Below are 13,625 nucleotides of genomic sequence, written 5' to 3'. Positions count from 1 at the left end.
AGCCTGCGTTTCGCATTGAGCCTAGTTGAAAATCACCGGGCACGGTGTCGGGGCTGTGATTCGATCACAGCCCGGACACCGTGCGCGGCAGTACTGGGACTTCTATGGCTCGGAGGAGCGCCAGCCGGTCACTTCGCGGGACGGGGCTTGGGGGCGGCGAGGTCTCGGGTGGTCCTGGTCGGGAGCTCGATGGCGGCGGTGACGGCGGCTTTCTCCCGCTCGCTCTGGTGCACTTCGTCGAGGTCCTTGAGGGTGTACTTGCGGGTCTCCTTGGCGGTGAGCGCGGAGGCTCCTGCGAGGACCATGAACCCGAGCGCGACGATCGAGGGGCCGACCCAGCCCTTGAGGTCGGGGCCGGCGAGTGCTGTGGCGAGGACGGGGCCGATGACGCCGGAGACGGCGAAGCCGATCTGGGTGCCGAGGGCGAGCCCGGAGACGCGCAGCCGGCCGGGGAACATCTCTGCGAAGAACGAGGGCCAGGAGGCGTTGACCATCGAGTAGAAGAGGGAGTAGTTGATGATGCCGAAGAGGAAGATCAGGGCCCAGTTGCCGGTCGTGATGGACCAGAGGTAGGGCACCATGGTGATGCCCACGCCGACCGTTCCGGCGAGGAAGGTGGTCTTGCGGCCGATCCTGTCGACGAAGAACCCTGCCAGCGGGGTGATGCCGAGGGCGATCACGGCCGAGACCGTGGTGGTCAGGAGCATGGTGGGCTTGTCCAGCTTGTACCCCGCGGTGCCGAAGGCCACCGAGAAGGTCTGCATCATGTAGCTCGTGCCAGCGATGAGCGCGCAGAAGACGATCCGCAGCACGGCGCGCCAGTGGAAGCGCAGGACGTGCCTGAGCGGGGCGACGTTGACCTTGGCGGCCTGGGCCTCGATGAACTCGGGCGGCTCCTGGACGTGGCGGCGGATCAGGTAGGCGACGACGACAACGATGGCGGAGAACCAGAACGGGAGCCGCCAGCCCCAGCTCAGCAGCTGTGCCGAGGGCATCGCGGCGACCGGGATGAAGAGCAGCAGCGTGAGCAGGGTGCCGGTGGAGGCGCCCAGGGTGGTGAAGCTCGTGATGAATCCGCGGCGGCGCTCGGAGGCGTGCTCCAGGCTCATGGTGATCGCGCTGGGCTGCTCGCCGGAAAGGCACAGTCCCTGGATGACGCGGATCAGCACGAGCAGGATCGGGGCAGCGGCGCCGATCTCGGCGTAGGTCGGCAGGCAGCCGATCAGGAAGGTGCACCCGCCGATGCCGAACAGTGTGAGCATCATGACGAACTTGCGCCCGAAGCGGTCGCCCATCGGCCCCAGGATGAGGGAGCCGAGGGGACGCACCGCATAGCCGACGGCGAAGGTGATCATGGACAGCAGCACGCTGATGCCCTCGGGCAGCTGGGGCGAGAAGAACAGCACGTTCAGGATCAGCGCCGACGAGGTGCCGTACACGGCGAAGTCGTAGTACTCCAGGGTCGTGCCGATCCAGGCCGCGACGGCCGCCCTGACCGGGGTCTTCCTGGGAAGCGTGGTTTCAGTCATTTCGTCTCCATTGGCGAGGGGTGAAAAGCGGCCGGCCGGAATATGAATTTCATAATGGGCTATTTCTGGGGGAATGATTCAATTGAGCCATTTGTCGGATGAGCCTCTAATGACGGTTCGGGTGCTGGGCGAACCGTCCGATAATTCAGCCGACCAATGCAGTGGCACTGCGGTCCGGTCTCGACTCAAATCTAGCGTTTGAGGTTTGGGTCACACAAAGACCCTTTGTGTGTACCGACATAGGCTTCCCTTATGACGGAGTGAATCGTCGGCTGAACCGATTTTCGTCTTCTTGCGAGCGCCCGGAGCCAGGGCTGCGGGCCCCGCGGCACGGCCGCCGCCCGGGGCACCTACTCGCCAAGCCCATCATTCTGCGGTTCACTGGGGTCATGCGGTCGATCTGGAAGGGCGCCATCAGCTTTGGCCTGGTCAGCGTGCCCGTGAAGGTGTACAGCGCCACCGAGGACCATGACCTGAAGCTCCACCAGGTCCACGACAAGGACAAGGGGCGCATCCGGTACCAACGCAAGTGCGAGGTCTGCGGCGAGACCGTCGAGTACGGCGACATCGACAAGGCGTACGAGGAGGGCGGCCGCACCGTGGTCCTCACAGACGAGGACCTCGAGTCGCTGCCGGTTGAGCGGAGCCGCGAGATCGAGGTGGTCGAGTTCGTCCCCGATTCGCAGATCGATCCGATGCTCTTCGAGAAGAGCTACTACCTCGAGCCCGAGAAGATTGGCGCCAAGCCCTACCAGCTCCTCCGCAAGACTCTCGAGCAGACCGAGCTGACCGCCGTCGTGAAGTTCGCCCTCCGCCAGAAGACGCGCCTCGGCGCGCTCCGCGTCCGGGGCGACGTCATGGTGCTGCAGGCCCTGCTCTGGCAGGACGAGGTGCGCGAGGCCCAGTTCCCGATCCTGTCCGAGGACGTGAAGATCTCGGACAAGGAGCTCAAGATGTCGTCCTCGCTCGTCGAGAGCCTCTCGACCGACTTCGACCCCGACCAGTTCACCGACGAGTACCAGCTGCAGTTGCGACAGCTCGTCGAGGCGAAGCTTGAACAGGGCGAGGCCGTGGACACCGAGGCCACGTTCGGCGAGGCGCCCGAAGGTGAGGGCGAGGGCGCCGAGGTTCTCGACCTCATGGAGGCGCTGCGCCGAAGCGTCGAGAGCAGGCGCAAGGCCGCCAAGGGCAGCAAAGAGGGCGAGGAGAAGGAGACGACGGCGGAGAAGCCCGCCGCGAAGAAGCGCACCCGCAGCGCGGGGTGACCCGCCGCCGTCGTCCGCTCCCACCGCCGGGGCTTCACCCCCGCCCAGCCGCTGCGACGTCACGTCCGCGGCGCTGATCCGCGAAACCCACGCCAACCGCCGAAACCCCCGCGTTTTACCGGGGGTTTCGGCGGTTCGTCGGGGTCTCGCTTCCGCTACACCCGGGCCCGCACCTGCACGCGCCCGTCCTGGACCCGCGTCTCGTAGCTTGGCTGTGGTGCGGCGGCGGGGCCGTACACGGGGGCGCCGTCGGTAAGGCGGAACTTGCTGCCATGCCAAGGGCACGTAACGCAGCCGTCCTCGAACGTCCCCTCGTTGAGCGGGCCCCCGGCGTGGGTGCAGACGTTGTCGAGGGCTACGATCTGGCCGCCGTCCCGCATGACGAGTAGCGGGATGTCATCGAGGTTCACGAGCTGCGGTTCGCCGCCGTCGAGCTCGCTCTCGGCAATCGCGTCCTGCCAGTCGGTGGGCCCCTCGTGATAAGCGGTGTGGCTGACCTTGACGCCCTTCGAGTAGGAGAGGTGACCGCCGAGGTAGCCGCTCGCGGTGAGGATGCCGAGCCCGGCGAGGGCGAGCCCGCAGCCTGCTCCGCGGCGTCCCGTGCGGCGCGCCACAAGCGAGGCCGTGTAGAGCCCGAGTGCGGCCGAGTTGAGCCCCGCGTGGACGAGGCCGATCCGGCCTGTTGGCCCAAAGGTGTCCGACCAGTCGTTGAGTCCTGCTGCGGCGGTAGGCACTGCCGCGAGGAGGCCTGCGGCGACGAGCAGATCGGCTGCCGGCTCCGAGGCCTTCCCTCCGCGGAGGTCGAGGAGCGAGGCCATGGTCCAGGCGCCGATCGGGATGTCTGTGAGCACGGGATGCAGTGGGTGTCCCGTGGGAATGCCGCTGAGCAGGTTGCGAATGAGCCGCGGCTTCACGACGGCGTGCGTTGCCTTGCGGACAGGCTCGGCGATCGCATCGAGGAATTGCCAGCGCTCAAGGCGGCTGACGGCGTCGTCCAAAAGATTCATTGTGTCCTCCTGTGCTGCGGACAGAGACATCGGAAGGTTACCCCCGTGGCAATGATTGACCCAGACCCTAGGCGGGTACTGGCCCGACATGAGCGAGAACGACCTGAACAGCGACGAGAACATGGCTCAGAACCAGTACAAGCCGGGCAACCCCGACGACGAGCCCAAGGACTCCGGCGACCAAGCGAACGATATTCGCTTCAGCGAGGAGGAGCAGCTCATTCGCGAACAGGCCCACGGCAACATGCCGCAGAAGGACAACGTTCCTCGGGACATGTCGAACGTTGACCAGGCGATGGCAGGGATCGACGTGCCCGACGCCGACATCAAGGGCGGCGACGCGAGCGACGACCCCGCGCACTACGGCGAAGAGCAGTAGTCAGCCCGCGAGCAGCTCGGCGAGGCTCAGCGGACGGCGGCCGGTGAGACGTTCGACGTCGTCCGTCACCTCGGCCAGTTCGCCAGCCGCAATCGCGGTGTAGGTCGAGACCCAGGCGTCGTACTGCCACGGCGGGGCCGGCCATTTCTTCCGTGATTCGTAGGCTTCGTCGATGGTCTCGTTATGGAAAGCGAATGGACGGCCGCGGATGTCCGAGATGACGTCCGCGGCCTCCGCGAGGGTCAGTGCTTCGGGGCCCGTGAGCGTGTACGCAGTTTGCGCGTGCGCTCTCGGGTCCTGAAGCACCGCTGCGGCTGAACGGGCGACGTCGGCTTGCGCCACAGCGGCGACGCGCCCGCCATCGGCCGGCCCGCGGATGACCCCTTCGGGCCCCCCGAACGGTTCGAGGAAGTCCAGATAGAGGCAGTCCCGGAGGAACGTGAAGCCGAGGCCAGCGGCCTTGATGTGTTCCTCGGTGTGGAAGTGATCGCGCGCGAGGGTGAAGACGGCGTCCGGCGCCGCTCCCATGAACGACGTGTAGACGATCTGCCGCACACCGGCACTCTTCGCCGAATCGATGAACGCCTTGTGCTCCTCCAGCCGGTTCTCGTTCTCGCGGCCGGACACCATGAACAGCGTCTCGACGCCCTCGAGCGAGCGCTCACAGAGTGCGCGGTCGGCGTAGTCGCAAGGAAGGACGACGGCGCCGGGCAGCTCGGGTGCCTTCGACGGCGTCCGTGCCAGGAGCCGGAGTTCGACGCCGGCCTCGGCGAGCTGGCGCGCGACGAGGCCTCCAACGGTACCCGTGACACCGGTGATCGCGAGCGGGGGAGGGGTGCTCATGAGGGGATCGTACGCTCGGTTCTTTGGCAGCTCGAATAGTCGCCTGCCCTATGTTGTGTTGCAGGTTGCAGGTCTACAGTGTGCGCATGACAGAGCAGCGTGACACCCCCAGCGAGCCCGCTGACGACGATGACGAGAGCCGCCCCGAGCGCAAGGACACCGGCCCAGGCGATTCAGGCGACGAAGCCAACGACCTCCGCTTCTCAGAAGAGGAGCAGCTCATCCACGAGCAGATCCGGCGGCACCGCGAGGAACGGGAGCGGCGGGAGCGGATGGAGCGGGAGAAGAAGGGTTAGCCGCGCTAGCCCGCGACCGCGTTGGCCACGGTGAAAACGTCAGTAGGCATCGGCCGGTGAAGGCGCCACGTGATCGCGATCGGACGCTCTCCGTTGTGTTGGACGTAGTCCACTGGTCCAAGACACGTGTATGGAACTCCCATCCCCCAATCGTCCTTTGCAGCGGCCCGCGTGAAGAGAAGTACAGTTGAGCCGCCGCCCAGATACCGACGCCCGGCGGGGGATGCGAGTGAAGTTGTGCTCTGCGACTCCCAATGGAACAGCTCAGGTGAGAGCGCGTAGTCGCGGTACATCGTGGTCGGTGAGTGCTGGGACTCGTCTTTATTGAGCGTGACCAAGAATACGTCCGCTCCTGTCTTCTCGCACCACGCAACCCCTTCGCGGTGGCTTCCGATTCGCGCGTCATCCAAGCCGAGGGCAGCTAGTATTTCGTACCGGTTATAGCTAGCGTGCGTATAGAGCGGGACCTGAGCAAGCCTGAAGTGTGAAGCTCCTGCCGTTTTGAGCATCCGTGGTGCATGGCGGGAATTCTGCACTCCGAGATCGACAATCTGGGAAATCTCCCTGCACACCCAAGGGAAGCTTCGCACGTAGTCCAGCCCGGCGTCGTATGCTTCCTCACCCAGTCCAAACTTTCGCTGCAATTCGAGCGTGAAGAAGATCATGCGTGCGAAGGCCTGATCTCGGACGCCGACCTCTCGGTAGAGTGAGTCGGATGAGTTGAGCAGGGCGGTATACGAGTCGGCACGTTCTCTGTCATCTACGTGGAGGAAACGTCCGATTTTGCGCAGCAGCTCTTGTTCGGCCTTCTCTGCCCCAACCGCAAGGGCAGCGGCAGCGACTTGTTCGAATATGGAGTCTGGACTGATGAGCCTGGCCGTCCTCAGATACCCGGTCCAGGAATCAGCCGTTCCTCGATAGATATCTCGAAGCTCGTTGCCTGATCGTTCGAGGTATTCCGCGAGATCCGTGGTGCCGTAGGAGCGGATATCTTCCGTGATGGCAGGGCGCTGCAGCCGCAATTGGGACCGTACACCCTCAAGTACCGTCCGTTGGGCGACTCGGTCGAGCACCAGTTGGCAGCCTGAAGGCAGCGAAGGAAACTCGTCCTCGATCTCCTGCTCTAGCTGCTTGCGCCCGATCCCGAGCAACGCCCGATACTTGAGGTCGAAGCGGAACTGGCGATGCTGCTGACCGATGAAGTCGAGCACTGTCAGTACTGCCTTGCCCTCTGCCCGTCGCAACCCCCGCCCGAGCTGCTGAAGGAACACAGTCGCGCTCTGGGTTGGTCGGAGCAGCAGCACTGTGTCGATTTCGGGGACGTCAAGACCCTCGTTGAAGAGGTCGACGGCGAAGAGGCAGTTGATCTTACGATCGCGCAGGCGCCGAAGGGCCTCGTCACGCTCTGGCTGTGGCGTGGAGCCTGAGACGGCTGAAGATGGGATCCCGGCCCGAGTGAAGACCTGCGCCATGTATTCGGCGTGCTGAACGGATACGCAGAACCCGATTGCTCGCATCTCCGGAATGTCTAGGACTTTGTCACGTAATTCTGCGATTACTTTTGCCGCGCGTGCCTCGTTTCCCGTGTACAAGGCGGAAAGCTCGCCAGTCTCGTAATTGCCCCGACGCCATTCGAGATTTCGAAGATCGGTCTCGTCGGCAACTCCGAAATAGTGAAAAGGCACCAGGAGATCCTCGCCGAGAGCATCCCATAGTCTGAGCTCGCTCGCGATGCGTCCTTCGAAGAACTCGTCTGCCACACTCTTGCCGTCTCCGCGTTCCGGCGTCGCGGTGAGGCCGAGGAGCTGGGCTGGCGTGAGGTGCTCGAGAAGCCGTCGATAGGTCGGAGCGTCGGCATGGTGGAATTCATCAATCACCACTACGGCGAACCGAGAGGGGTCGATCTTGTCCAGTCTCTCCTGAGTGAGGGACTGCACTGATGCGAAGACGTGAAGCCATTCGCTTGGCAGCTCGCCGCCCCCAAGCAGTTCGCCGAAACTTCCATTGTTGAGGACCCGGCGGTAGGTGTGCAGAGACTGCTCAAGGATTTCACGACGGTGGGCTACGAACAGCAGCGTGGGGAGGCGGCCTGCGCCGTCTGCCAGGCGCTTGTAGTCCAGTGCAGCGACGACGGTTTTTCCGGTGCCGGTTGCTGCTACGAGGAGATTTGACTTGAAGCCCTTTGTGCGCGCTGCATCGAGGTCCTCGAGCATTTCCTCCTGATGAACGAACGGGACAACTTCGAGCCCAGTGGGACCGAATTCTCGGCTGGCAGTCCTGCCGCCTGCTCTGCGCAGAGCATCATCGAGACGTTCGGCGTCAGTCGCCGGATCGTACGGAACGAAGTTTGCCTTTTCCCAGTACGAATCGAATGTGATCTGGAACTTCTGGACGAGCCGCGGCGTGGCAACCCCGGAGAGGCGGACATTCCATTCGAGACCGTCGAGCAAGGCCTGCTGACTGAGGTTCGAACTGCCAACGTATGCAGTGTGGAAACCAGTGTTCCGTCTGAAGAGCCACGCTTTCGCATGGAGCCGTGTTGCGTTGGTCTCATAATTGATTCGGATTTCGGCGTTGTACCGATTGGCGAGTTCATCAAGAGCGTGGCGCTCGGTCGCTCCCATGTAGGTCGTAGTGATGACACGAAGTCGAACGTCTCTTTCGGAAAGCTCCTGGAGAGCCCCCTCGAGGAGGCGGAGACCGCGCCATTTGATGAAGGCGCATAGCAGATCGACTTGATCCGCAGATTCGAGCTCCCGTCGTAGCTCGTGAGCAAGGTTCGGGTCTTCGTGACTCGCAGTCAGCAGAGCTGCATCGCTCAGCGGGGTGGTGGGACGGCGGAGGCTACGGCGGCGGATCTGCTTCGCGTCGTACACCGCGTGCAAGAGCTGAGGTGGGTCGATTATGGTGTCAGCTCGGGCAAGGCTCGACAGTAGCCGATTGGCTAGTTCGAGGCGGCTATGGCTCGGCGCTGAAGCGAGAGCCTGACGCGCTGCCCGCTCGATGTGGCGAGCAAGGGCCTCGGGAGTTTCCTCTTCGGGCAGACCTTGGAATTGGCTAGCTAGTCCTTCACCGAGATGGGTCAGGTACTGTTCCATCCTCTCCGTGCGGAGCGTTTCATAGAGTCCCTGTGGAAGGTCTTCTTTTAGTTCATCCGGCACGGCGGATCCCCCAACAGTCAGTCATTCGTCCAGGCTATTGGCTGACGACGTCCCCTCAGGGATCGGCGCGCGCTTCGAGAGGTGCTCGTACTCCTCGACTATGAATCCCGCATCGAACTCGCTGGCCACGGCTCTGACAAAAGTCATAGGTCCGAAGAGCGTGATGTGATTTTGGATTTGCAGCCCGAGGAGGTGATCGAGGGGTGCGGGGGAGCCGGAAGGATCGCCGATGAGGCATTCCAAAGCATCGGCAGCATGGTTCTTGAGGGCACCAGGACCTTGGGCGGCGCAGAGTGCGTGGATCACCCAAGTAAGTTCACCGTGCAGATGCAGGAATGCTCTTACAGTTTGGCTCTCACCCGCGTACCGCATGACTTCGCCCCCGCCTTGTCACGTTGCCTCCTTCGGTTAGGTTCTGCTGAGGCTAGAGAGGCAGACCGACAAAATAACGTGGGACGAACTTGGCGCCCGCGAATAGGATGAGGCGTGGCCGAATCCCACCTTGAAATCCCCCTCCCCGGCGGCGATGTCACCGAGGGCGTCGTGCGCGTGGGGAACACCGTGCGCCGGCCGCTAGGCCCGCATTCACCGCTCGTCCACGCGGTCCTGCGCCATCTCGAACACCGAGGCTTCGACGGCGCCCCGCGCTTCCTCGGCATCGATGAGCAAGGCCGCGAAACCCTCACCTTCATCCCGGGGGAGGTCGCGAACCGCCCCCATCCGGATTGGCTCGCTGACGAGAGTCGTCTCGTTTCTCTGGCTCGCCTCGTCCGTCGCCTCGACGACGCGATGCTGGGCTTCGCGCCGTCGTCGGACATGCTTCAAGCGGTCGCCGCGCCGGAAATCCCAGGAATGCCCCCCGCCCCGGCGGAAGAGCCCGAGTTCATCGGCCACATGGACATCACGCCGGAAAACGTCGTCTTCCGCGGCGGCCAAGCCATCGCGATCATCGACTTTGACCTCGCCAAACCGGCCACCCGCGTGGACGAGGTGTTCAACCTCTGCATGTGGTGGGCGCCCTTCGCGCCGGACGAGGACCGCAGCGAACCGCTCAAGGGGGTCGACGCCGTCGTCCGCACCCGCCTCATCGCGGACGCCTACGGCCTCGACCAGGAAGCCTGCCAACGCCTGATCCCTACCGCCCTCCGCCGCAGCGAACGCAGCTGGTACCTCATGAAGTACCGCGCGGAGCACGACGGCGGCGGCTGGCTGCGCATGTGGGAGGACGGCGCGGGGGAGCGCATCCAGCGCAGGATCGCGTGGCTCGAAAAGGAGGGGGAGCGGCTGGCGAAGGGGCTTGGCCTCTAGCGAGACCAAGCCCCTTGGGTCACCTCTCGAGGAGGAGAGCGTCGCCTTGCCCGCCGCCGCCGCAGAGGGCAACCGCCGCGCGTCCGGCCCCGCGCCGCACGAGTTCGTGCACCGCCGTCACCACGAGCCGCGCCCCAGAAGCGCCGATCGGATGTCCGAGCGCGATCGCTCCGCCATGAACGTTGACGCGCTCAAGGGGGATTCCGAGGAGCTTGGCGGAGTGTGCGGCGACGGAAGCGAAAGCCTCGTTGATCTCGACCAGATCGAGGTCGCTTTCGCTCCAGCCCTCGCGCCCGAGCGCAACGGCGATGGCGCGTGCGGGCTTGTCGGGAAGGGTCGTGTCCGGTCCCGCGATCTGGCCGTGGGCGCGGAGCACGGCGAGGATCGGCAGGCCGAGGCGTTTAGCGGTCGCTCGCGTCGAGAGGACGACGGCGGCCGCCCCGTCAGTGAGCGGCGAGGCGTTCCCGGCAGTGACAGTCCCCTCGGGCGAGAAGGCGGGGCGCAGCCGGGCAAGGACCTCGCCTGACGTCTCGGGCCGGATGCCCTCGTCCTCGGCGATTTCAACGAGCGGCTCCCTCCGTTGCGGGACCTTGACCGGCACGATCTCCTCGGCCCAGACACCGGCCTGCTTGGCCGCGGCGGCCCGCTGATGCGAGGTGGCAGCGAGGGCGTCCTGCTCCTCCCTGCCAATCCCGAGAGCGGCATTGGCCCTGTCCGTCGCAAGGCCCATGGCCTCGTGGTCGAACGCATCGGTGAGGCCGTCATGGGCGGTCGCGTCAACGAGTTCAAGCGAGCCGTAGGCCTTGCCGTCGCGAGTGCCTCCGACGAGGCGCGGCGCCTGGCTCATCGACTCCTGCCCACCCGCCACGACGATGGAGGCCTCGCCCAGCCGCAGCATGCGGGCCGCCTCGATCACCGCCGAGAGGCCCGAGAGGCACACCTTGTTGACCGTGACGGCGGGCGCGGTGAGCGGGACCCCGGCGGCCACCGCGCTCTGCCGCGCCGGATTCTGGCCCGTCCCAGCTTGGATCACGTGGCCCATGACGACGGCGTCGACTGCCTCAGGTTGGACCCCGGCCTTTGAGAGTGCCCCGGCGATCGCGGCGCCTCCCAGTTCCACAGCTGTCAGAGAGGCGAGCTGGCCGAGGAGCCGACCCTGAGGCGTCCGGGCGGCGCCGAGAATAACGACGTCGGAGCCGCTGCCCGTCACGCCCAAGCCCGTCATGCGGAGACCCTCTCAGTCAGGAGCGGCGTGAGACCGCCCTGCGGATAGTTGGCGCCGAGGACCATGCAGAGGTCGATGTCCTCGGCGCTGCGCGCTGCGCCCTCCTCGAGCATGAGCCGGACTTCCTCAGCCAGCGCGGCCCGGACACGCTCGCGCACGTCTCCCGGGTCGACGTCGTGAGGTTGGGGAAGAAGCTGCCGGACTTCGGGCCGCAGTGTGCCGTCGGCGAGGAGGAACCCCGGAAGGCGGGCCTCGACGACGGCGGTGAGCGAAGCCGGCTCGCGGAACCGATCCGGGAAGGACGCGTGCATGGCAGCGCAGATGTGCGCCTGGACGGCCGGGCCGATGTAGTCGATGAGCGCGAGCGGCGTCATGGGGAGGCCCCACGGGTCCAAGGCGCGGTCGACGCTCAGGGGATCTCCGCCGTCGTCGATCTCTTCCAGCACCTCATCGAAGAGCCGGGTGAGGAGGCGGTTGACGACGAACCCGGGGGAGTCGGCGACGTGCACCGCCGTCTTGCCCAGCCGCTCGGCCAGCCGGGACGCCTCAGCCATCGCCGCATCGGAGGCGAACGGGGTGCGGACGAGCTCGAGCAGCGGAAGGACGGCGACCGGGTTGAAGAAGTGGAACCCGACAACGCGCTCGGGATGCCGCAGTCCCTCTGCCATGGCGGCCACCGAGAGGGACGAGGTGTTGGTCAGGAGGAGCGTCTCGGAATCGACAGCCTCTTCAAGGGTGCGGAAGACGCTTCGCTTGACCTCAAGCTCCTCGAAGACCGCCTCGATGACCGCGGTGCAACCCGCGAAGTCCGAGGGATCGGTGGTGCCGCGGAGAAGCTCGGCTATCTGCTGCGCCTCCGCCGGCTCGAGCCGCCCCTTGGCCGCGTCCCTTTCGAGGCGGGCCCGAATGCCGGTGAGGGCATTGCGAACCCGTTCCTCGGAAAGATCGCTGATGATCACGGGAACCCGGAGCTTGCGAGCGAAGAGGAGCGCGAGCTGGCTGGCCATGAGGCCGGCACCGACCACCCCGATCTTGGCGATTTGTGGCGAATCGGCGCCCGTCACTGGCCGCTCTCCAGGATCGGGGCTTCCCCGTCCGCGAGGGCGGAGTCGGATTCGAGGCCGCGGTCCGCGACGGCGACCCGGCGCCGCTCGTCCTCCAGATCGAGGGAGCGGGTGAGGATCCAGTAGACGACGACGGCGACCACCAGGCCGATGAGCATCGAGATGTCGACGCCGCCCATCGCCTTCGCAATCGGCCCTTCCATGCTTCCGACGACGGCGAACGGCATCATCGAGGCGAAGCCGATCACGTAGGCGAGAAGCCCGCGCCAGTTCCACCGGCCGTACATTCCGCGAGGATTGAAGATTTCACGAATGGAATAGTGGCCTTTCCGCACCACGTAGAAGTCGACGAGGTTGATCGCGGTCCACGGAGTGAACAGGTAGCCGAGCACCGTGAGGAAGTCACCGAACTGGGAGACGAAGCTCTCGCTGGACATGAAGGCGATGATGGTCGAGAGACCCCCGATCACGAGCAGCGTGATGACGCGAGTCCGGACCGTGAGCTTGACCCGCTTGAGCGAGTCCATCATGGACAGCAGCGTGAGGCTGCCGCCGTAGAAGTTGAGCGTCCCGATGGTGATCAGCGGAAGCACCGAGATCACCAGCAGCGCGGTGCCGAAGTGCGGGAAGATCTGGTCGCCGGCAGCGATCACTGCGGGGACGACGTCGTCCTTGGGGAACATGCCGGCAGCCAGCGTGCCGACGAGCATCATCCAGGCGCCACCGACGCCCGCACCGAGGTAAGTCCACCAGAAGGAGGCGCGCACACCGACGTTCGGCGGCAGGTAGCGCGAGTAGTCGGAGACGTAGATCGACCAGGAGAGCTGGTAGACCGCGGCGGTGAAGAACTGGATGAGGAATGGGGTGAGCGCGAACTGGCCGAGGTCGAGTTGCGCGGCGGTGAGCGGGTGCACGGCGATCATGCCGATGCTGAACGTCATGAGCACGACGAACATGAGCATCGTCAGCCAGCGCGAGGCCTTATGGATGACGTCGTAGCCCACCACGGCGAGCACGACGCCGACGACCGCGTACCCGACATAGCTGACCCAGGAGGGCACTGAGGCGAGACTGCTCAGGGTGCTCCCGACGAGGATCTGGTTGAAGCCCGTGTAGCCGACGTAGGTCACGAGCGCGACCACCCACACGAGAAGGGCGCCGAGGAAGCCGAACTGTGGCCGCGACTGGACCATCTGCGGGAGGCCGAGCTGAGGGCCCTGAGTCGAGTGGAACGCCATGAAGAACGAGCCGAAGAACGAGCCCAGCACGACGGCGATCGCCGACCAGATGAGGTTTCCGCCGAGTGAGATGCCGATGACGCCGACGGCGATCGTCGCCAAGTGCGCGTCGCCTGCGAACCACACGGGGAACAGGTGCCAGACCTTGCCGTGGCGTTCTCGGAGCGGAACGTAGTCGATCGAGCGGGCCTCGACGCGCAGGCGATGTCCCTCAGCGTTGGGGGTCACTGTTTGAGGATAAGTGTTGACAGAGTCGACCATGAGAATCTCCTAGAGGAGGCCTGGGGCGGGACGGCGTCAGTGCGGTCCG

General features: G+C 65.2%; 12 protein-coding genes. 4 read left to right on the top strand and 8 right to left on the bottom strand.

Annotated elements, in window-relative coordinates; genetic code table 11:
* Window positions 1-128: 128 nt before the first annotated feature.
* A complete protein-coding gene (locus tag LK10_RS07300) occupies window positions 129-1,529 on the bottom strand; it encodes an MFS transporter (RefSeq protein ID WP_043121736.1) in 1,401 nt (466 codons plus the stop codon).
* A gap of 389 nt (window positions 1,530-1,918) precedes the next feature.
* On the opposite strand from LK10_RS07300, the gene ku reads away from it, so the two are divergent.
* Window positions 1,919-2,794: a non-homologous end joining protein Ku gene (ku, locus tag LK10_RS07295; RefSeq protein ID WP_043121732.1), complete on the top strand. Its 876-nt coding sequence runs from the start codon at window positions 1,919-1,921 to the stop codon at window positions 2,792-2,794.
* Between the two features lie 155 nt (window positions 2,795-2,949).
* On the opposite strand, the gene LK10_RS07290 is transcribed toward ku, so the two are convergent.
* Window positions 2,950-3,801 carry a Rieske (2Fe-2S) protein gene (locus tag LK10_RS07290; RefSeq protein WP_043121731.1) on the bottom strand — a complete coding sequence of 284 codons (852 nt, stop codon included), beginning with the start codon at window positions 3,799-3,801 and terminating at the stop codon, window positions 2,950-2,952.
* A gap of 88 nt (window positions 3,802-3,889) precedes the next feature.
* On the opposite strand from LK10_RS07290, the gene LK10_RS07285 reads away from it, so the two are divergent.
* Window positions 3,890-4,180, top strand: a complete 291-nt coding sequence (locus LK10_RS07285; RefSeq protein WP_043121727.1) for a hypothetical protein — start codon at window positions 3,890-3,892, stop codon at window positions 4,178-4,180.
* On the opposite strand, the gene LK10_RS07280 is transcribed toward LK10_RS07285, so the two are convergent.
* On the bottom strand, window positions 4,181-5,023 hold the full coding sequence (locus LK10_RS07280; RefSeq protein ID WP_043121726.1) for an SDR family oxidoreductase: 843 nt from the start codon (window positions 5,021-5,023) through the stop codon (window positions 4,181-4,183).
* Between the two features lie 86 nt (window positions 5,024-5,109).
* On the opposite strand from LK10_RS07280, the gene LK10_RS07275 reads away from it, so the two are divergent.
* Window positions 5,110-5,319 carry a hypothetical protein gene (locus tag LK10_RS07275; protein ID WP_156144084.1) on the top strand — a complete coding sequence of 70 codons (210 nt, stop codon included), beginning with the start codon at window positions 5,110-5,112 and terminating at the stop codon, window positions 5,317-5,319.
* A 5-nt stretch (window positions 5,320-5,324) separates the two neighbouring features.
* Here the strand turns inward: LK10_RS07275 and LK10_RS07270 are convergent, their stop codons facing one another.
* Both LK10_RS07270 and LK10_RS22825 read right to left on the bottom strand, forming a co-directional pair.
* Window positions 5,325-8,417: a DUF3427 domain-containing protein gene (locus LK10_RS07270; protein ID WP_052207067.1), complete on the bottom strand. Its 3,093-nt coding sequence runs from the start codon at window positions 8,415-8,417 to the stop codon at window positions 5,325-5,327.
* Window positions 8,418-8,501: 84 nt separating this feature from the next.
* The gene (locus tag LK10_RS22825) at window positions 8,502-8,627 is read right to left on the bottom strand and encodes a hypothetical protein (protein ID WP_269429493.1); all 126 of its coding nucleotides are present in this window, start codon (window positions 8,625-8,627) and stop codon (window positions 8,502-8,504) included.
* A gap of 339 nt (window positions 8,628-8,966) precedes the next feature.
* On the opposite strand from LK10_RS22825, the gene LK10_RS07260 reads away from it, so the two are divergent.
* Complete coding sequence (locus tag LK10_RS07260; RefSeq protein WP_052207066.1) at window positions 8,967-9,788, top strand: phosphotransferase; 822 nt, start codon at window positions 8,967-8,969, stop codon at window positions 9,786-9,788.
* Window positions 9,789-9,807: 19 nt separating this feature from the next.
* Here the strand turns inward: LK10_RS07260 and LK10_RS07255 are convergent, their stop codons facing one another.
* Genes LK10_RS07255 through LK10_RS07245 form a run of 3 tightly spaced genes read right to left on the bottom strand, consistent with a single transcriptional unit; the run spans window position 9,808 to window position 13,543 of the window.
* The gene (locus LK10_RS07255) at window positions 9,808-11,013 is read right to left on the bottom strand and encodes an acetyl-CoA C-acetyltransferase (protein ID WP_043121721.1); all 1,206 of its coding nucleotides are present in this window, start codon (window positions 11,011-11,013) and stop codon (window positions 9,808-9,810) included.
* Window positions 11,010-12,077, bottom strand: coding sequence for a 3-hydroxyacyl-CoA dehydrogenase (locus LK10_RS07250; RefSeq protein WP_052207065.1), 1,068 nt, complete (start codon window positions 12,075-12,077; stop codon window positions 11,010-11,012). Before LK10_RS07250 ends, LK10_RS07255 begins: the two co-directional genes overlap by 4 nt.
* Complete coding sequence (locus LK10_RS07245) at window positions 12,074-13,543, bottom strand: purine-cytosine permease family protein (RefSeq protein WP_197061882.1); 1,470 nt, start codon at window positions 13,541-13,543, stop codon at window positions 12,074-12,076. The genes LK10_RS07250 and LK10_RS07245 overlap by 4 nt, the downstream gene beginning before the upstream one ends.
* Window positions 13,544-13,625: the final 82 nt, after the last annotated feature.

The organism is Sinomonas humi (assembly GCF_000802235.1).
Taxonomy (GTDB): Bacteria; Actinomycetota; Actinomycetes; order Actinomycetales; family Micrococcaceae; genus Sinomonas; species Sinomonas humi.
Note: the sequence above shows the minus strand (reverse complement) of the source record. Positions and strands in the feature narration are given on the sequence as shown.

Bases quoted from the DNA above. Each gene is read 5' to 3' on its own strand.
- LK10_RS07280 (WP_043121726.1), bottom strand. From the start codon at position 5,023: ATGAGCACCCCTCCCCCGCTCGCGATCACCGGTGTCACGGGTACCGTT.
- LK10_RS07300 (WP_043121736.1), bottom strand. From the start codon at position 1,529: ATGACTGAAACCACGCTTCCCAGGAAGACCCCGGTCAGGGCGGCCGTC.
- LK10_RS07290 (WP_043121731.1), bottom strand. From the start codon at position 3,801: ATGAATCTTTTGGACGACGCCGTCAGCCGCCTTGAGCGCTGGCAATTC.
- LK10_RS07275 (WP_156144084.1), top strand. From the start codon at position 5,110: ATGACAGAGCAGCGTGACACCCCCAGCGAGCCCGCTGACGACGATGAC.
- LK10_RS22825 (WP_269429493.1), bottom strand. From the start codon at position 8,627: ATGACTTTTGTCAGAGCCGTGGCCAGCGAGTTCGATGCGGGATTCATA.
- ku (WP_043121732.1), top strand. From the start codon at position 1,919: ATGCGGTCGATCTGGAAGGGCGCCATCAGCTTTGGCCTGGTCAGCGTG.
- LK10_RS07285 (WP_043121727.1), top strand. From the start codon at position 3,890: ATGAGCGAGAACGACCTGAACAGCGACGAGAACATGGCTCAGAACCAG.
- LK10_RS07255 (WP_043121721.1), bottom strand. From the start codon at position 11,013: ATGACGGGCTTGGGCGTGACGGGCAGCGGCTCCGACGTCGTTATTCTC.
- LK10_RS07270 (WP_052207067.1), bottom strand. From the start codon at position 8,417: ATGGAACAGTACCTGACCCATCTCGGTGAAGGACTAGCTAGCCAATTC.